This window comes from uncultured Dialister sp. (assembly GCF_937959425.1).
Lineage (GTDB): Bacteria > Bacillota > Negativicutes > Veillonellales > Dialisteraceae > Dialister.
This window is the reverse complement of record NZ_CALGPS010000008.1, coordinates 1-18,246: the sequence shown is the minus strand read 5'-3', so window position 1 is coordinate 18,246 and position 18,246 is coordinate 1. Positions and strand designations below refer to the sequence as shown.

The window sequence follows — 18,246 nt, the reverse complement described above, 5'->3', positions numbered from 1 at the left end:
CAGCGCTGCCCGACTCCACCGTCATCTCGAGGGGGGCTGCATGCCGGTATGAAGATGGATGTATTTCTGCTCATTGAGGCTCTGAGTGGGGGAATCTCCCGCCACATGACAGCTTGTGTCCGTGCGGGGATTCTTCCACACCGCGCTCTTTCGCTGCGGTGGAAATGACGACAGCGCTGCCCGACTCCACCGTCATCTCGAGGGGGGCTGCATGCCGGTATGAAGACGGATGTATTTCTGCTCATTGAGGTTCTGAGCCCCGAGATCTCCTGCCGCAATGAGGCTTGTGCTGTTGAGGCATGAGATTTCTTCACGCTCCCTCTGCTGTGGTAAATATGACAGTGGTGCAATGCAGCGCCTGTGCTATTCGTTTTTTGAAATGACTGTACTATATATCTTCTCTACCCGGGCACGACGAAAAGCCTGAAAGACCTTGGCCGGTTCAGACGAAGACCCATTGGAATTCGTCTGCCTCATCTTGACGATGAGATCTTTCAGGCTATTCGGTTCGTGCAGCATTAACCCATATTTCCTGAAGCTTCCAGTCCTGGGGGCAGGAGCTTCAGAACGCATCGAACGGACTTGGTATCCGGAGCTCTTATGGATTCATCTTTGCGAGATGGCTTGCAGTATCGGCAGGAACCGGGTATTTTTATGTGGCCACTCCCCGGACCTTTCCTCCACCCTCATCTAATCAATATTATACATGAAAGCATAGATAAATAAAATAGAGAAAATGACGATATGCATTGCAAATTATGAAACGTAAGTGCTGATTATGAATTAAAGAAATGATTCGGAATAAGCATTTTCCGGATGTTATTTCAATTCAAAACCCGTTTCTACAGGTATCGCTGATTTTATTTTTTTGCCGCGAAGCGGTGCACAGTGAATCTTTCCACTGTGGGGCAGGTTACACTTTAAAATTGCGCCCTAAGGCGCCACCACAACCCTCGGGCCCAAGGGATACGTCAAACATAAGAACCTTAAGAACCTTCGGGGCGAAGCCCCGTCAACCTTTCTCTCTGAATCCTCTTACAATCGGCTGCGCCTTTGACCATTCTGCGCCTTTTTCATGTTACAATATAAAGAAAAGCATTCATTTCAGGGAGGTCGATTTCATGGATACAAAACTTGAAAAATATATGGCCCATCTCAAGGGCGTGGTGCAGATACCTACCGTTTCTTCCGTAAATGATGAGCACACGGACTGGGCTCAGTTTGACCGGCTCCATCAATACATGCAGGAAGCTTGGCCTTTGATTTTTGAAAAGCTGAGTCTTACGAGGATTGGAAAAGCCAGTCTTCTCTTTCATTGGAAATCGGATTATCCGAAGAAGGAACCTGTCCTTTTCATGGCCCACCAGGATGTGGTGCCTGCAATCCATGAGGAGCAGTGGAGCCATCCGCCCTTTGGGGGAGTTGTGGAAGAGGGCTGCCTCTGGGGCCGGGGAGCGGAGGACTGCAAATCCGTGCTCACTGCGGAAATGGATGCGGTGGAAGAGCTTCTGGAAGAGGGCTTTTCGCCGGATTTCGATATTTATTTGTCCTTTGGACATAATGAGGAAGTCCAGTGCAGCCCCGATAAGAAGGGCTCTGTACTCACCGCTTCTTATCTGAAGGAGCAGGGCGTCCATCTGGCCTGCCTCTTCGATGAAGGGGGCAACGTGGAAGAAGGAAAGGATGGGGAGCCCCTGCTGGCGCTGGTGGGCATGGCGGAAAAAGCGCCTAATGAATTTGTGCTCTATAAGGACGGCGCTGGCGGCCACGCCAGCAAACCGGGCCGGGGCACCGTGCTGGGAGACGTGGCAAGGGCCATGGCGGCAGTGGAAGCCCATCCTATGCCTTACCGCCTTACCCCTTTGGTGAAGGCCCATCTGAAAGCGGTGGCGCCGCTGCAGGAAGAGCCTCGGAAGTCCATTGTGAGCCATCCGAAGAAAAACTGGAAGAAACTGGTGAAAATGGCGAAGAATGACAGGATTATGGACGCCCTTCTTCATACGACCTTTGCCGTGACCATGGCGGAAGGAAGCAGTCAGGCCAATGTACTTCCCTCCCATGCAGAAGCAACTCTGAGCGTCCGTATCCTGCAGGGAGATACGGTGGACTCTGTGAAGAAATATCTGGAATCCATCATGCCGAACGGTGTACAGGTGAAGGCTTCCTTTGCGGAAAATCCGAAGCCTGCAGGTGATGTGAAGGGAGATATGTTCAAACTTCTTTCCGACACCATCCGTGAGGTTTACGGTAAAGACACGGTGATTGCTCCAAATCTCATGCTTGGGGCTACGGACTCCAGAAATTACGCGGAGGTCTGTGACAATATCTACCGTTTTACCGGAAGGGTGAAGACCGGAAGCTGGGGCGAAGCCCACCAGGTGGATGAAAAAATGCCGGTGGATAAACTGGATGTACCGGTACGGTTTATCAAGACATTCCTGAAAAATTACGCAGAACGATGATTTATGGGAGCCGTAAAAATGGTAATCATTTCCTCACGGCCTTTTATTTCATTTTCAAGGGCTCTATCCTGTGATAAAATAGTCCAATGTGAATACAGGAGGACTTATGATACAGAAACCGAAAATCGGACAGATACAGTTAGACGGCTGGGCGGTGCTGGCCCCCATGGCAGGGGTGAGCGATCTGGCTTACCGCGTCATTGCCCGTCGCATGGGTGCCGCCATGACCACGGCGGAAATGGTGAGCGCCAAAGGGCTTTACTATAAAAATGAAAAAACAAGGGACATGCTGAAAATTGATCCCACCGAGCATCCGGTGGCTCTCCAGCTCTTCGGCAGCGAGCCGGATATCATGGCCCTGGGGGCAAAGGAAATGGAAAAGGCGGGAGCCGACATCATTGACATCAATATGGGCTGCCCCATGCAGAAGGTGGTCAAAAACGGCGACGGTTCCGCCCTGATGAAGAACGTCCCACTGGCTGCTTCCATAGTGAAGGCCATGGTGGAGGCGGTTCATGTTCCGGTGACCGTGAAAATGAGGCTTGGCTGGTCTCGGGAAACGGAAAACTGCGTGGAACTGGCACAGGCGGTGGAAGAAGCAGGAGCCTCTGCCATCACTGTCCATGGCCGCACAAGAGAGGATTTCTACAGTGGATGCGCAGACTGGGAAAAAATCGGCGAAGTAGTACAGGCTGTCCACATCCCGGTCTTTGGAAACGGCGACGTGGTGGACGGCTCCACTGCCGGAAGACTGATGAAGGAAACCGGCTGCGTTGGCGTGGCCATTGGTCGGGCTGCCTGGGGCAATCCCTGGGTTTTTGAAGCGGTGAACACCTACCTGGAAACGGGATATATCCTCCCGCCGCCTACCAATGAAATGCGCATCGCCATGGCCAGAGAGCACCTTCACGGCCTGGTGGAAGAAAAAGGAGAACATGTGGCAGTCAGAGAAATGCGTGCTCACGCCAGCCGCTACTTCCATGGCCTCCCTGAAGCGGCATCCCTTAGAAGGGAAATCATGAAGGCGCTGACAGAAAAAGAATTTAACCGGGTGCTGGATACCTATGTGGAAGATAGAAGTAAGAGAAAACCGGATAGAAGCTGGATGGTGGATTTTTGACTGCCGGATGGGTAGAAGATGTTTACTGCTGCCGGGTTCTTTGTTTATGCCCGGATGATTCATGTACCGGATGTTTTTCCCAATGGCTCTCGGGTAGATGAAACCGAATCATGAAAGAGAAATAGTAATAGATAAAAAATAAATGAATAAAAGTTGAAGACGCCGTTATAGTTGGAAAAAGCATGCAGTATGAATGGTTTCGGGTATTAAAATTCATTGACAAGGCAAAATGGAAATATTAGAATAATTAAGGAACGTAAGCAATAGAGATTTCATTGTTGCAGGGCTTGTGCATTGGGAGCGCAGGCTTTTTTATCTCAAGTGGGAGAGGAGCGGCCATGTCTGCTGAAAGAATCCATATTTCTGAAGACATACAGAGCAGGAAAGCTGTGTTCTGTTCGCCTGCCTCTCTTTTTGCTGAAACGTTGTATCCAATCGGTATAAACTCCTTTTGCGGGAATCGTGTGACCTTGAGTCATTTTTTCTGCAAAGGGAGATTTTTTTTGAGATGAATGTCTCAATAAGGGAGGAAATTGACAAATGCATGTTGGAATTGTTATGGGCAGTGATTCCGATTTACCGGTCATGAAGAAGGCCTTTTCTATTCTTGATGATTTTGGGGTCACCTATGACGTCACCATTGCTTCTGCTCACAGAACGCCGAAGAAGCTGGCTGATTTTGTGGCAGAGGAAGAAAAGAAAGGAGTAGGGGCCTTTATCGCCGGCGCCGGCATGGCAGCAGCCCTTCCCGGCGTAGTAGCCAGCCTGACACTGAAGCCGGTCATCGGGGTTCCCCTTTCCGGTGCTAAGCTGGATGGTATGGATGCCCTGTTTTCTATCGTGCAGATGCCTTCTGGTATTCCGGTGGCTACAGTAGCCATTGACGGCACCAAGAATGCCGCTTTCCTGGCTGTGGAAATCGGTGCGGTTTCCGATAAAGCGCTGTATGAAAAGTACAAGGCTTACCGTGAAAAGGCAGCTGAGGAAATTTACGCCAAGGATGAAAAGCTGCAGGCAGAATTAGGCAGATAAGCAAGTCCCGTTTCATTTTTCCCCATGGATGACCATGGAAATACATCTTACATGAATGAAGGAGAAAATAGAATGAAAGAATACAAACCTTTTAAATCCGGCAAAGTACGTGAACTGTATGATCTGGGCGACAGCCTGGTCATGGTATGCACCGACCGTATTTCCGCTTTCGATAACATTCTGAAATGCCCCATTCCCGAAAAAGGCGTAGTTTTGAACCGCATGTCCAAGTTCTGGTTCGATTTCACAAAGGACATCGTTCCTAACCACATGATTTCCATCGATACCAAAGATATGCCGGAATTTTTCCAGACAAAGGAATTTGAAGGCCGCTCCATGAAGACCATGAAGCTGGACATGATTCCGGTGGAATGCATCGTCCGTGGCTACATCACCGGTTCCGGCTGGGAAGGCTACCAGAAGGACGGAAAGGTCTGCGGCATTGCCCTTCCGGAAGGACTGAAGGAATGCCAGAAGCTGCCCCATCCTATTTTTACTCCTTCCACCAAGGCACCGGTAGGGGAACATGACCAGAATATTTCCATGGAAGAAGGGGAAGCATGGGTGAACAAATTCTTCCCGGGAAAAGGCAAAGAATACATGGAAAAGCTGTCTGAACTGACCCTTGCCCTTTACAATAAGTGCGCTGATTATGCTCTGGAAAGAGGCATCATCATTGCAGATACAAAGTTTGAATTCGGCCTGGATAAGGAAGGAAATATCGTTCTGGGCGATGAAATGCTGACTCCGGACAACTCCCGCTTCTGGCCGGCTAAAGGCTACGAAGCAGGTCACGGCCAGCCTTCCTACGACAAACAGTTTGTCCGCGATTACCTGAAGGCTCATCCGGGAGACACGGTTCCCCAGGACATCATCGACAAGACCATCGGCATTTACAAGGAAGCCTACGAACTCCTTACCGGTGAAAAGTTCTAAGAAAAATAACGGACGGGACCATGCCTCAATGGGGTGGCACGGCCCGGTCCCCTGCGGAAAAGCCCCAGAAAAAGGACATGTATGTCCGAAGTATAGGAAAGTCAGGAGAATTCCGTAATGTACAAAAGTATGGATGTATATGATGACAAGCCGCATGAAGAATGCGGAGTGTTTGGTATTTTTGACCGGGAGCTGTCTGCGGTGCATGAAACCTACTATGGTATTTTTGCCCTGCAGCACCGGGGACAGGAAAGCGCAGGCATTACCGTGTCCGACGGAAAGTCTATGGAAACTTTCCGCGGTATGGGTCTGGTGACGGAGGTTTTCCACAACCTGCCGGAAAAGGAAGGCCACATCGGTATCGGCCACGTACGCTATTCCACCACCGGCTCCTCCATTCCGGTGAACGTGCAGCCCCTGCAGGCTGACAGTATTGACGGCCCTATGGCCCTTGCCCACAATGGGAACCTGGTGAACACGAAGAATCTGAGACGCCGCCTCCTTCTGGAAGGCTCCACCTTCTCCACCACCATGGACACGGAAGTGATTATCAAACTGCTGGCCAGAAGCCGCCGGGCTACGGAAGAGGAAAAATTCAAGGAACTGATGGATGAAATCCATGGTGCCTATGCCATTGTGGCATGCACCAATGATGCTATTTACGGCTGCAGGGATCCCTTCGGATACCGTCCCCTGGTTCTGGGAAAGACGGAACACGGCTGGGTGCTGGCTTCGGAAACACCGGCACTGGATGCCATTGATGCAGAGTTTGTAAGGGATATTCTCCCCGGTGAAATTGTCACCATCGATGACAGCGGCGTCCGCTCCACCATGTACTGCCCGGTGGACAGCCACCGCCATGGCATCTGTTCCTTTGAATACATTTATTTTGCCCGCCCCGATTCCATTATGAACGGCCAGGACATTTATCAGGCCCGTTTGAACATGGGCAGAAAGCTCTGGGAAGAAACCCATTACGACGGTGATGTGGTGATGAGCGTGCCGGACTCCGGCAACGTAGCAGCCCTGGGCTATTCCGCCGCTTCCGGCATTCCTTTTGTAGAAGGGCTTCTCAAAAACAAATATATGGGACGTACCTTTATCCAGCCGGGACAGAAAAAGAGAGAACGGGCGGTACGCATGAAGCTGAACCCCATCCGCATGAACGTGGAGGGAAAACGGATTATCCTGGTGGATGATTCCATCGTTCGCGGTACCACCAGCGGCATTATTATCAATCTCCTGAAAAATGCAGGCGCTAAGGAAATCAAGCTGTGCATCAGTTCGCCGCCAGTCCGCTACCCCTGCTTCTTCGGTATTGATACGGCCGAAAGAAAGCAGCTGATTGCGGCCAAGTATTCTACAGAGGAAATCTGCAAAATGATTGGCGCCGATGCCCTTCATTACCTGTCCCAGGAAGGGCTGGCGGAATCGATTTCCAATATTAAAGCATCGGACATGTGTTTTGCCTGCTTCGACGGTGTGTACCCGGAAAAGGTACCGCATGACGGACTGGGCAGCATGGAAGATGAAGAATAGGGAGGAACCATGAGCGAAAAGAAAAAAGGCTTGACCTATGCAGAAGCAGGCGTAGATATTGATGCCGGCGAAAGAGAAGTGGAGCTGATTAAAAAATCGGTTCAGGCCACCTATACCCGTGGCGTTATGGGAGATATCGGCGGCTTCGGCGGTCTTTTCCGCCTGAAGGATGAACTGTCTGAAGATCCCATCCTTGTTTCTGGTACCGACGGCGTAGGCACCAAACTGCGTCTGGCCATCGAAATGGGCATTCATGACACCATCGGCCAGGACTGCGTGGCCATGAGCGTCAACGACGTACTGGTACAGGGTGCAAGACCCCTCTTCTTCCTGGACTATATTGCCACCGGCAAACTGGAACCGGAACTGATGGCGGAAATTGTCAAAGGCGTGGCCAATGCGTGCATTGAGTCCGGCTGCGCCCTCCTTGGCGGAGAAACGGCGGAAATGGCCGGCTTCTATGCCAAGGGAGACTACGATGTGGCCGGCTTTGCCGTAGGCATTGTAGACAGAAAAGATCTCATTACCGGCGAAGATATTGCAGAGGGTGATGTAATCCTGGGCCTTCCCTCCACCGGCGTTCATTCCAACGGCTATTCCCTGGTGCGCCGCATTATCCGGGACAACGGCCTTTCCCTGGATAAGGTATACGGAGATATGGACAAGCCCCTGGGCGAAGTGCTCCTGACTCCTACCCGCCTCTATCCGAAGCCTGTACTGCCTGTACTGAAAGGCACAAAGGTGAATGGCATGGTTCACATCACCGGCGGCGGCTTCTATGACAACATCCCCCGTGTGCTCCCCAAGGGTACCAGGGCTGTGCTGGATGCGGAAAAATGGCCGCTCCTTCCGATTTTCCCATTCCTCATGAAAGAAGGGGGCGTGGAGCCTCGGGAAATGTACCGCACCTATAACTGCGGTCTGGGCATGCTCCTTATCATGAACAGGGAAAATGCGGAAAAGGCCAAGGAAATCCTGAAATCCATCAATGAACCGGTATATGAAGTGGGCGAAATCACAAAAGGAAACCAGGACGTAGTTGTGACAGGTGGTCTTTTCAATGAGTAAGAAGAGAATCCTTATATTTGCTTCCGGCAGGGGCTCCAATGCAGAGGCCATTCATGAAGCCACAGTGGATGGAAGAGTGAATGGTACCGTGGTTGGAGTCATCTGTGACCACGCCGATGCCCAGGTACTGAAAAGAGCAGAACGCTGGAACGTTCCTTCCACAGTACTGGAGCTGAAATCCTTTGAAAACAAGGCAGCCTTCAATGATGCCATCCTGGAAGCAGCCAAATCTTATAACCCGGACCTCATCTGCCTGGCAGGATACATGAGAATCTGCGGTGAAAACCTGATTCACGCTTTTCCGAACCGGATTATTAATATCCATCCGGCCCTGCTGCCCAGCTTCCGTGGGCTCCATGCCCAGCGGCAGGCTGTAGAGGCAGGGGTGAAGGTGGCCGGCTGCACCGTTCATTTCGTAGGCACCGGCCTGGACGACGGTCCCATCATTACCCAGGTGGCAGTGCCTGTATATGATGATGACACTGAAGAAACCCTCTCCGACCGTATTCTGCAGCAGGAACATCCGGCTTATGTGAGGGCGGTGACTGCCTTCTGTGCAGATCAGCTTCATATTGAAGGACACCATGTGAGCGGCATGCACAGCCGTCCTGAAAAATAAAGGAAAACTATTTCTATAAAGGGGGAGTTAACTATGGCAATTAAAAGAGCCCTGATCAGTGTATCTGATAAGACCGGGGTAGTGGAATTTGCAAAGGGACTTCATGAACTGGGGGTGGAAATCATTTCCACCGGCGGCACCATGAAAGCCATTGCAGCAGCAGGCATTCCGGTGAAATCGGTTTCCGAAGTTACCGGCTTTCCGGAAATGATGGACGGCCGTGTAAAAACCCTCCATCCCATGATCCACGGCGGCATCCTGGCCATCCGTGACAACCCGGACCATGTGAAGGCCATGAAGGAACATGGCATTAAAGGCATTGACCTGGTGGCTGTGAACCTCTATCCTTTCCGTGAAACCATTGCAAAGCCCGGTGTTACCAGGGCCGAAGCCATTGAAAATATCGATATCGGCGGCCCGTCCATGGTACGTGCTGCTGCCAAGAACTACAAATACGTCACCATCGTTGTAGATCCTTCCCAGTACGGAGAAATTCTGGAACGGATCAAGAATGGCACACTGGACGAAGATTTCCGTCTGAAGCTTTCCAGAAAAGCATTCCTCCACACCGGTCTCTATGACTGCGCTATCGCAGACTACCTCACCAAGGAAGTGAACGGAGACAAAGACGGACTGCCGGATATTTACAGCAAAGCCTTCGTAAAAATCCAGGACCTTCGCTATGGCGAAAATCCCCATCAGAAGGCAGCCTTCTACAAGGACCCCGAAGCCAAAGGCGGCATTGCAGCAGCCAAACAGCTCCATGGCAAAGAACTGTCCTACAACAACATTGTGGACATGGAAGCAGCTTGGGATCTGGTTTGCGAATGGGGCAAAGACCAGCCGGCCTGCGTTATCATTAAACATACCAACCCCTGCGGTGCAGCTCTCGGCAAAGATGCACTGGATGCCTTCCAGCGCGCCTTCAACGCAGACAGCAAATCCGCTTTTGGCGGCATTGTAGCCATGAACCAGGTCTGCGACAAAGCGGCAGCAGAAGCCATGAAACCCATTTTCTTTGAAGTGGTTATGGCTCCCAAATTCTCCCAGGAAGCACTGGACATTCTGGAAACAAAGAAAAATATCCGCCTCATTGAAGTTCCCGAAGCCTTCAAGGAAGAACTGCAGCTCCATAAAGTTTCCGGCGGCCTTCTGGTACAGACCCCGGACAACAGCGCTGAAACAAGAAAAGACTGCAAAGTAGTCACCCACCGTGCTCCTACGGAAGAAGAATGGCAGGCCATGGAATTTGCATGGAAGATTGTAAAGCATGTGAAATCCAACGCCATCGTACTCACCGGCAAAGACGTGACCTACGGCGTAGGTGCAGGCCAGATGAACCGTGTAGGCTCTGCTGACATTGCCATTGCAGAAGCCGGAGAAAAAGCCAAGGGCTCCGTCATGAGCTCCGATGCCTTCTTCCCCTTCGGTGATACCATCGAAGCAGCAGGTAAAGCAGGCGTTACTGCAGTTATCCAGCCCGGCGGCTCCATCAGGGACCAGGAATCCATTGACATGGCCAATAAATACGGCATTGCCATGGTATTCACCGGACATCGTCATTTCCGTCACAGTTAAGAGAGGTTTTTTCCATGAAGGTATTAGTCATTGGCAGCGGCGGCAGGGAACATGCCCTGCTCTGGCGGCTGGCACGGAGCCCTTCCGTAACGGAAGTCTATGCCATCCCCGGTAATGATGGTATGAGCAGTGTGGCCCACCTGATTCCCGTCAAAGGACATAGAGATATACTGGACTTTGCCAGATTGATGAAAGTGGACCTGACCGTAGCCGGACCGGAAACGGTTCTCACCGAAGGTCTGGCTGATGAATTCGAAGCAGAAGGACTTCCTTTCTTCGGCCCCTCCAAAGCGGCAGCCCGCATTGAAGGCTCTAAGGGATTTGCTAAAAATCTGATGAAGAAATATGGCATTCCTACTGCCGCCTACGAAGTATTCACCGACGAAGACAAGGCAGTGGAATACCTGGTGAATAACCGGAAATATCCTATCGTTATCAAGGCCGACGGCCTGGCGGCCGGCAAAGGCGTCATCATCGCCCAGAACGAAGATGAAGCCATCAGCACAGTGAAAGACATGCTGGAGGGACACTCCTTCGGCGGCGCCGGACGGTCTGTGGTTATTGAAGAATTCATGGAAGGGGAAGAAGCCTCCGTCCTCTGCTTCTGCGACGGCACCCATGTGGTACCTATGGTTTCCTCCCAGGACCATAAGAGAATCTTCGACAACGACGAAGGCCCCAATACCGGCGGCATGGGAGCCTATGCACCGGCTCCGGTGATGACCGATGAAATGATGGACGAAGTGAAAGTCAAAATCCTCCGCCCCATCGTAGCGGCCATGAAAAAAGAAGGATATCCCTTCAAAGGCTGTCTCTATGCAGGCCTTATGATTACCGACGAAGGCCCGAAGGTGGTAGAATTCAACTGCCGCTTCGGCGATCCGGAAACGGAAGCGGTCCTTCCCCTCTTCGACGGCGATCTGGCCCAGGTGATGCTGGACTGTGTCCATGGGAAACTGAAAAAGGAAGAAGTGAAATGGAAGAAAGGCTGCGCCGTAGACGTAGTCATGGCCTCTGCCGGCTACCCCGGCTCCCACTCCTCCGGTGAAGTCATTTCCGGACTGGAAGAAGCGGAAAAAGCCGGATGCATCGTATTCCATGCCGGAACAGCGAAGAAAAATGGAGAATACGTAGTCAACGGCGGCCGCGTCCTCAACGTAGTGGCCCTGGCGCCCACTTTGGAAGAAGCCAAAGCCAAAGCCTACGAAGGCGTCTCCCAAATCCACTGGGACGGAGTTCAGTACCGTCACGACATTGCAGACAAAGGCATCAGACATTTGAAAGATAAAGAATGATTCACAAAAGCGGAGCCCTGGGGCTCCGCTTTTTGCTGTCCGCTGCCGGCTTCCCGCTTCCCGCTGCCCCGCCGCTCCCGTCATTTCGAGCGCAGCAAAGCGGAGTGGAGAAATCTCCCTGGTAAAAAGTTTCCTATTGAGATGAAGGACAATAGTGACATGGCGGGTAGGAAACGATAGGTGAACAGTTTCCTATTGAGATGAAGGACAATAGTGACATGGCGGGAAGGAAACCATAGGTGAATAGTTTCCTACTGTGATGAAAGACAATGGTGTCATGGCGGGAAGGAAACGATAGGTGAATAGTTTCCTACTGTGATGAAAGACAATGGTGACATGGCGGGAAGGAAACCATAGGCGAATAGTTTCCTGTCGGTAAGAAACACCAATGGAGTCAAGCCGAGTAGGAAACTATCTGCAAACAGTTTCCGGCCGGTAAGAAACACCAATGGTGCCGCGCCGAATAGGAAACTATACGCGAATAGTTTCCTGTCGGTAAGAAACACAATAGTGTCAAGCCGAGTAGGAAACCATCCGCCAACAGTTTCCTGCCGGTAAGGAGCACCGGTGAGTGTCATATCAGTAGGAAACTATACGCAAATAGTTTCCTGCCGGTAAGAAACACCAATGGTGCCGCGCCGAATAGGAAACCATCCGCCAACAGTTTCCTGCCGGTAAGAAGCACCAGCGGGTGTCACCTCAATAGGAAACTATTCGCAAACAGTTTCCTGTCGGTAAGAAACACCAATGGTGCTACGCCGAATAGGAAACTATACGCAAATAGTTTCCTGTCGGTAAGAAGCACCAGCGGGTGTCACCTCAATAGGAAACTATTTGCAAACAGTTTCCTGCCGGTAAGAAGCACCAGCGGGTATCATCTCAGTAGGAAACCCTCCGCAAACACTTTCCTGCCGCCATGAATGACAACAGTGCCCCGCCGGGCAGGAATCTATCCGCGGCTTGAAATATGCTATGCCAAATTTGCAAAGAGGTTTACCGCTGCTATGCAATTAGGGTATAATATGGCAAATCAATAAATCTCAATATATTTCAAAAACAGGGAAAGGAGTTTCATCATGGCAATCAGAATCGGCATTATGGGATACGGCAACATCGGAAGAGGTGTGGAAAGTGCACTGGCAGACAATCGGGATATGGAACTGGCAGTGGTATTTACCAGGAGAAATCCGGCGGACGTGAAAATCAATACGCCCGGCGTGCCTGTGGTTTCCGCGGACGAAGCGGAACAGTGGAAGGATAAGGTGGACGTACTGGTGCTGGCAGGAGGTTCTGCCACCGATCTGCCGGAGCAGACACCGGCCTATGCGGCTATGTTTAACGTCATTGATACCTTTGACACTCACGCCCACATTCCGCAGCATTTTGATAAGGTGGATGAAGCGGCAAAGGCCCATGGTAAAGCGGCCATGATTTCCGTAGGCTGGGATCCAGGCCTCTTCTCCCTGGCCCGTCTCTTCGGCCATGTCATTCTTCCCGATGGCAAAGACTACACCTTCTGGGGCAGGGGCGTTTCCCAGGGCCATTCTGACGCCATCCGCCGCGTACCGGGAGTCAGGGACGGGAAGCAGTACACCTGCCCTGTGGAAAGCGCTTTGGAAGCCGTAAGAAATGGGAAAAATCCTGTGCTTACCACCAGGGATATGCATACCAGGGAATGCTATGTGGTGGCAGAAGAAGGGGCCGACAGAGGGGCCATTGAAAACGCCATCAAAACCATGCCCAACTACTTTGCGGACTTTGACACCACTGTTCATTTCATTTCCGAAGAAGAACTGAAAGAAAAGCACGGAGGCCTTGCCCATGGGGGCTTTGTATTCCGCAGCGGCAGGACCGGTGCCCATAAGGAAAACAGCCATGTCATGGAATATCGTCTGACCCTGGATTCCAATCCTGAATTCACCACCCATGTGGTTCTCGCCTATGCAAGAGCCCTTCACCGCTTCGTAGAAGAAGGAAGAACAGGCTGCTTCACCGTATTCGACGTGCCGCCGGCCTACCTTTCCCCGCTCTCCGGCAAAGAACTTCGGGCCCACGTACTTTGATGAATTGGGAGCTGCGGCTTTTATCAAATTTTGACATTTCCTTTCATTTACTATATAATGGGTTCGACCATCTGGGGATGTACCGGTTTCGACAGGAGATTCTGGATCATAAACAGCGAGTCGGGATTCCATCTACCCCGTTAAACGGTGGAAAAACTTAAACGCAAAACGTGATTTTGCTTTAGCAGCCTAATCTGCTAATGTCCCCTGACGTTTTCCTATGACTTCAGGCTGACATCAACCAATAGGATACCGGAGAAGGAGGTTCGGGACTTCAAAGGGAAACCAATTCCGAAATCGGCAAAGGCAGTTTGTTCCTGTACGATACTTTGCTTAAATCTCAAACAGTAACTGCACTCGGAGAAATTTATGGGACAGGCTTTTTGGACAGGGGTTCGACTCCCCTCATCTCCACCAGAAAATAAGAGCCGCTTTGGAAAGGATTTCTTTCAAAGCGGTTTTTGATTGGCCATTATATTGACAAATTTAAATATATAGAATATAATAAATACAACAAGAAAAACATTTCCAAAAGATAAGGAGCTGGTAACTATGATGGCACCGATTACAGGTACTGAAAATATTAATAAAGTGTTAACCGAAGGCGATGTGATTCTGGGATTTTCCGCTCCCTGGTGCGGATACTGCAGAAGGCTCCGTCCCATGGTGGAAAAGCTTTCCGGAGAAATCGAAACGCCCATTTATGGTATCAATGTAGATGAAGATGAAGAGATTGCCAAAAGGTATGAAGTGGAAACCATTCCCACCCTCATTTATTTCCATGATGGCAAGCCGGTGAACCGGATTATTGGATACGGCAATGTGGGCTATAATGATTTGAAGGCCTTTGTTGAGAAGGCAGCTGAATAAGGAGAAAAGGGAGTCCCAAGAGGGCTCCTTTTTTTATGCATTTTTTCAAAAACATACGATTTCATGGGGCAGGATGAGATGGGGCGTGGTACAATGAAATAAATGAAATGATTTGGGAAAGGAAGTGGAAATGTGGGCATCGAAGCCTTAAATCTTTCAAAGAGGGAACTGCTGAATCTGGGAGAGCAATACCTGAAAATCAGAAATTATGACCAGGCCATGACCTATCTGTCCCGGGCTGTTATGCAGGGCAGCAGCCAGGCAGCGCCCAGGCTTTTTGAGCTGGGAAAAAGTTTTTATAAGGAAAGAAAATACGGGCCCGCATTGCACTGCTTCCAGGTTTTGGCAGACAAAGGGCATGGCGGTAGCAGCCTCCTTCTGGGGGAAATATATGAGCATGGCTATGGTGTGATGCCTGATCTGCAGAAAGCCTTTGACTGTTATGCCGCTGCCTACCAGAGCGGGGTTCCCCAGGGAGCTTACCAGGCAGGGCGTATGATGACACTGGATGCACTTCGCTCCGAGGAAATCCGGGACATTGCCATCAGCTGGTACAAAGAAGCCATTGCCGGCGGTTTTTATAAGGCCTATGCGGAAATAGGAAAGCTCTATCAGGATCATGGGCGGAATGAGGAGCCTGGAAACCCGCCTAAAAATGACCGGACGGCCCTGTCCTGGTTTTTGCGGGGCGCTGTCCATGGAGATAACCTCTGCCGCGAACTGGCAGGGGATGCATTTATCCGGGGCAGGGGAACGGAAGTGAATGTGAAACGGGGACTGGAGCTCTATGCCCAGGCCTTTCATGACGGCAGTATTTCCGTATGCTTTAAACTGGGCATGCTCTATGATGAAGGAAAAGCGGTCCATAAAAATATGGATTTATCCATTGCCTGGTACCTGAAAGCCTATGAGCGAGGTGACCGGAGAGGAAAAATTGAAGCAGGTCTTGCGGCATATCGGGCAGGAAGAGCCTATCCTGCCATACCGGATGGCATGGAAGAAAAAAAGAAGGCCCTTGCCTACCTTAAGCAGTCCGCTTCTTTAGGCTGCGGTATTGCATTTGAGGCGCTGGCAGATATAGCTTTATCCCAGGGCCGGTATAAGGATTTTGAAGAAAACCTGAAACAGGGATACCGGGTCGGAAGCGAAGAATGCCGGAAAAAACTGATTCGCTTCTGCTGCGGCAGGGCTATGAAAACACTGCAGGCCATGAAAAATTTTCGGTTCCTGCATACCGGCAGGAGAGAGACACTGTCAACGGAAGACAGCGAAAAGATGAAGGAAGCGGCAGGCTGGTACAAAAAAGCAGCTGCAGCCGGTGATGTTGACTCATCAGCCTTTCTGGCCAAGCTCTATTTTTATTATGGAGATGTGCTGGGAGTGACAGAAAAGGATTTCACTAAAGCCGCCAGGAAAGGATCTTCGTCATCCGACTATTACGTAGATGTCCTTTTGTGGAAGTACTATGCGGGACCTGGTCCCCATGACGGAGAAGTCTTTCATAAGGAAAATCCAAAGAAAGCGTTCCAGCTGGCCCAGCGGCTGGCAAGAAAGGGACATTTTAAATTTTATAAAATCATGTCTTCCTACTATGAAGAGGGATATGGCACGAAAAAAAGCAGCACCATGGCTGCCTATTGGGCTGATCAAGTCCGGAACTGAGGGGCGAATACAATGGAACTAGCAAAATATCTGGATCAGGTAAGGAAATCAAATCCTCTGGTTCATCACATTACCAATTACGTCACAGTGAATGACTGTGCCAATGCATGCCTTGCCATCGGCGCTTCGCCGGTGATGTCTGATGCCATTGACGAAGTGGGAGACATGGCGGCCATTTCATCGGCCCTGGTGCTTAATATAGGCACCCTGAATGTGAGCAAAGTAGAATCCATGATTGAGGCCGGCCGCAGTGCCAATGTCCATCACATTCCGGTGGTATTTGACCCCGTAGGCTGCGGTGCTACTTCCTTCCGCAACCGGATGGCGGCGGAAATCATGAACCATGTGCACATGTCTGTGGTCCGTGGAAATATGAGTGAAGTGCTCTCCCTGGGAGGCGTTCATCTCCACACCAAAGGCGTGGACGCCGGCGAAACGGTGAACCTGGAAGAGGCGGCCGAAATGGCTTCCAAGCTCTCCCAGACATGGAACGCGGTGGTTGTCATCAGCGGCAAGGTGGATATAATCACCGATGGAAAGAAAAAAGTATTCATTCATAACGGATGCCCTGAAATGCCGCTCATTACAGGCTCCGGCTGCATGTGCACCACCCTTATCGGTGCCTTCTGCGGCGCCAGCCCGAAGGATCCCTTCGAAAGCTCTGTGGCAGCCATGGCAGCCATGGGCCTTTCCGGCGAAAGAGCCTGGCAAGCATATGGAAAACAGGGACTGGGACACTTCCATATGGGGATCCTGGATGAACTGGGACATATGACCGGCGAAACCCTTGCCAAAGGAGCCCGCTATGAAGAACATTGATTACAGCCTCTACCTGGTTACCGATAGAAACCAGCCGGCACCCGGCACCTTCGAAAAGGTGGTGGAAGAAGCTCTGCAGGGCGGCGCCACACTGGTGCAGCTTCGAGAAAAGGAAGGGGACACAGGCCTTCTCTATGAAAGGGCAGTGAAATTGAAAAAAATCACTGATGTATTTCATGTGCCCCTTATCATAGATGACCGTATCGACATTATGCTGGCCAGCGGCGCAGACGGCGTCCATGTAGGCCAGTCCGATATGCCGGCGGCCATAGCAAGAAAACTGATAGGCCCGGATAAAATTCTGGGCGTTTCTGCAGGTACCCTGGAAGAAGCAGTACAGGCGGAAAAAGATGGCGCCGACTACCTGGGCGTAGGGGCCATGTTCCCCACAGCCACCAAGAAAGATGCGGACATTACCTCCCCTTCCGAACTTAGAAGAATCATGGACACCGTCCATATCCCGGTGGTCACCATCGGCGGCATGAATAAAAACACCATCCCCCTTTTCAAAGGTTATGGCCTCTCCGGCTTTGCCGTAGTCTCCGCTGTTATGGCTGCAGATGAACCGGAAAAAGCGACGGCAGACCTGAAGGAAATGATTGATCAAGTGCTGGGAAGATAGTACAGCGTAGAGTTAAGTAGAGGAGATAGACGTCAGGCATCAGACATCAGACTGGACTTCCGGTTTCCTCTTGTTCATCCTGGGCGCATCAAAGAATTTCGGTAAGAATCGTAAGTGAGGGAATTTATCACTGCATGTGTCACTATTGCCGCGCACAGAGATTCTTCGCCTGCGGCTTAGTATGACGCGTGAGGCGGGAAGGTAAGCACGTAACGCTGACTTTATACTCATTGCCCGCAGGGCAATCCGCAACCCTCGGGCCCATAGGGCCCGTCAAACTTCAGAACCTTAAGAATCCTCAGCCGCGGAGCGGCTGTCAACCTTTCCGTTCTGAACCCTCACGCCGATAGGCGTGTCAAAAAAATAATTTCAAAAAACTGTTGACACAGCCTCATTTCCGTGATATTATATTTCACGTTGCTGATACAGCAGCTGTCACGAAAAACAAGTTGGAAAAGCCCTGAAAAAAATTTTGAAAAAACTTCAAAAAAGAGTTTGACAAAACAAAAACTTCGTGATATGATAATCAAGTCGCTTGAAGAGCGATGATTCTTTGAAAAC

14 protein-coding genes and 1 other RNA gene are annotated in these 18,246 nt (G+C 50.8%); all 15 read left to right on the top strand.

The window, feature by feature from the left end; genetic code table 11:
* Nucleotides 1-1,121 precede the first annotated feature (1,121 nt).
* Nucleotides 1,122-2,462: a M20/M25/M40 family metallo-hydrolase gene (locus tag Q0482_RS00265; RefSeq protein ID WP_299141957.1), complete on the top strand. Its 1,341-nt coding sequence runs from the start codon at nucleotides 1,122-1,124 to the stop codon at nucleotides 2,460-2,462.
* 106 nt (nucleotides 2,463-2,568) lie between these two features.
* Nucleotides 2,569-3,582, top strand: coding sequence for a tRNA dihydrouridine synthase DusB (dusB, locus tag Q0482_RS00260; RefSeq protein ID WP_299141954.1), 1,014 nt, complete (start codon nucleotides 2,569-2,571; stop codon nucleotides 3,580-3,582).
* A gap of 540 nt (nucleotides 3,583-4,122) precedes the next feature.
* Nucleotides 4,123-4,614, top strand: a complete 492-nt coding sequence (purE, locus tag Q0482_RS00255; protein WP_299141952.1) for a 5-(carboxyamino)imidazole ribonucleotide mutase — start codon at nucleotides 4,123-4,125, stop codon at nucleotides 4,612-4,614.
* A gap of 72 nt (nucleotides 4,615-4,686) precedes the next feature.
* The gene (locus Q0482_RS00250) at nucleotides 4,687-5,550 is read left to right on the top strand and encodes a phosphoribosylaminoimidazolesuccinocarboxamide synthase (protein WP_296980612.1); all 864 of its coding nucleotides are present in this window, start codon (nucleotides 4,687-4,689) and stop codon (nucleotides 5,548-5,550) included.
* A gap of 117 nt (nucleotides 5,551-5,667) precedes the next feature.
* Nucleotides 5,668-7,089, top strand: a complete 1,422-nt coding sequence (gene purF, locus Q0482_RS00245) for an amidophosphoribosyltransferase (protein ID WP_299141950.1) — start codon at nucleotides 5,668-5,670, stop codon at nucleotides 7,087-7,089.
* A 9-nt stretch (nucleotides 7,090-7,098) separates the two neighbouring features.
* Complete coding sequence (gene purM, locus Q0482_RS00240; RefSeq protein WP_299141948.1) at nucleotides 7,099-8,157, top strand: phosphoribosylformylglycinamidine cyclo-ligase; 1,059 nt, start codon at nucleotides 7,099-7,101, stop codon at nucleotides 8,155-8,157.
* A complete protein-coding gene (gene purN / locus Q0482_RS00235; RefSeq protein ID WP_299141946.1) occupies nucleotides 8,150-8,776 on the top strand; it encodes a phosphoribosylglycinamide formyltransferase in 627 nt (208 codons plus the stop codon). Before purM ends, purN begins: the two co-directional genes overlap by 8 nt.
* Before the next feature lie 33 nt (nucleotides 8,777-8,809).
* Nucleotides 8,810-10,354: a bifunctional phosphoribosylaminoimidazolecarboxamide formyltransferase/IMP cyclohydrolase gene (gene purH, locus Q0482_RS00230; RefSeq protein WP_299141944.1), complete on the top strand. Its 1,545-nt coding sequence runs from the start codon at nucleotides 8,810-8,812 to the stop codon at nucleotides 10,352-10,354.
* Nucleotides 10,355-10,368: 14 nt separating this feature from the next.
* The gene (gene purD, locus Q0482_RS00225; RefSeq protein WP_299141942.1) at nucleotides 10,369-11,649 is read left to right on the top strand and encodes a phosphoribosylamine--glycine ligase; all 1,281 of its coding nucleotides are present in this window, start codon (nucleotides 10,369-10,371) and stop codon (nucleotides 11,647-11,649) included.
* 1,076 nt (nucleotides 11,650-12,725) lie between these two features.
* Complete coding sequence (locus Q0482_RS00220) at nucleotides 12,726-13,712, top strand: diaminopimelate dehydrogenase (protein ID WP_299141940.1); 987 nt, start codon at nucleotides 12,726-12,728, stop codon at nucleotides 13,710-13,712.
* Nucleotides 13,713-13,785: 73 nt separating this feature from the next.
* Nucleotides 13,786-14,129: a transfer-messenger RNA gene (gene ssrA / locus Q0482_RS00215) on the top strand.
* 135 nt (nucleotides 14,130-14,264) lie between these two features.
* A complete protein-coding gene (locus Q0482_RS00210) occupies nucleotides 14,265-14,582 on the top strand; it encodes a thioredoxin family protein (RefSeq protein ID WP_299141937.1) in 318 nt (105 codons plus the stop codon).
* A 132-nt stretch (nucleotides 14,583-14,714) separates the two neighbouring features.
* A complete protein-coding gene (locus tag Q0482_RS00205) occupies nucleotides 14,715-16,244 on the top strand; it encodes a hypothetical protein (protein WP_299141934.1) in 1,530 nt (509 codons plus the stop codon).
* A gap of 12 nt (nucleotides 16,245-16,256) precedes the next feature.
* Entirely contained in the window at nucleotides 16,257-17,063 is an 807-nt protein-coding gene (thiM, locus tag Q0482_RS00200) for a hydroxyethylthiazole kinase (RefSeq protein WP_299141931.1), read from the top strand.
* Nucleotides 17,050-17,685, top strand: a complete 636-nt coding sequence (gene thiE, locus Q0482_RS00195) for a thiamine phosphate synthase (RefSeq protein WP_299141928.1) — start codon at nucleotides 17,050-17,052, stop codon at nucleotides 17,683-17,685. The genes thiM and thiE overlap by 14 nt, the downstream gene beginning before the upstream one ends.
* The last annotated feature ends 561 nt before the right edge of the window (nucleotides 17,686-18,246 follow it).

Excerpts from the sequence above, each read along its gene's own strand:
- Q0482_RS00250 (WP_296980612.1), top strand. The coding sequence starts at position 4,687 with ATGAAAGAATACAAACCTTTTAAATCCGGCAAAGTACGTGAACTGTAT.
- thiM (WP_299141931.1), top strand. The coding sequence starts at position 16,257 with ATGGAACTAGCAAAATATCTGGATCAGGTAAGGAAATCAAATCCTCTG.
- purE (WP_299141952.1), top strand. The coding sequence starts at position 4,123 with ATGCATGTTGGAATTGTTATGGGCAGTGATTCCGATTTACCGGTCATG.
- Q0482_RS00210 (WP_299141937.1), top strand. The coding sequence starts at position 14,265 with ATGATGGCACCGATTACAGGTACTGAAAATATTAATAAAGTGTTAACC.
- dusB (WP_299141954.1), top strand. The coding sequence starts at position 2,569 with ATGATACAGAAACCGAAAATCGGACAGATACAGTTAGACGGCTGGGCG.
- purN (WP_299141946.1), top strand. The coding sequence starts at position 8,150 with ATGAGTAAGAAGAGAATCCTTATATTTGCTTCCGGCAGGGGCTCCAAT.
- purF (WP_299141950.1), top strand. The coding sequence starts at position 5,668 with ATGTACAAAAGTATGGATGTATATGATGACAAGCCGCATGAAGAATGC.
- Q0482_RS00265 (WP_299141957.1), top strand. The coding sequence starts at position 1,122 with ATGGATACAAAACTTGAAAAATATATGGCCCATCTCAAGGGCGTGGTG.
- Q0482_RS00220 (WP_299141940.1), top strand. The coding sequence starts at position 12,726 with ATGGCAATCAGAATCGGCATTATGGGATACGGCAACATCGGAAGAGGT.
- purH (WP_299141944.1), top strand. The coding sequence starts at position 8,810 with ATGGCAATTAAAAGAGCCCTGATCAGTGTATCTGATAAGACCGGGGTA.
- purM (WP_299141948.1), top strand. The coding sequence starts at position 7,099 with ATGAGCGAAAAGAAAAAAGGCTTGACCTATGCAGAAGCAGGCGTAGAT.
- purD (WP_299141942.1), top strand. The coding sequence starts at position 10,369 with ATGAAGGTATTAGTCATTGGCAGCGGCGGCAGGGAACATGCCCTGCTC.
- thiE (WP_299141928.1), top strand. The coding sequence starts at position 17,050 with ATGAAGAACATTGATTACAGCCTCTACCTGGTTACCGATAGAAACCAG.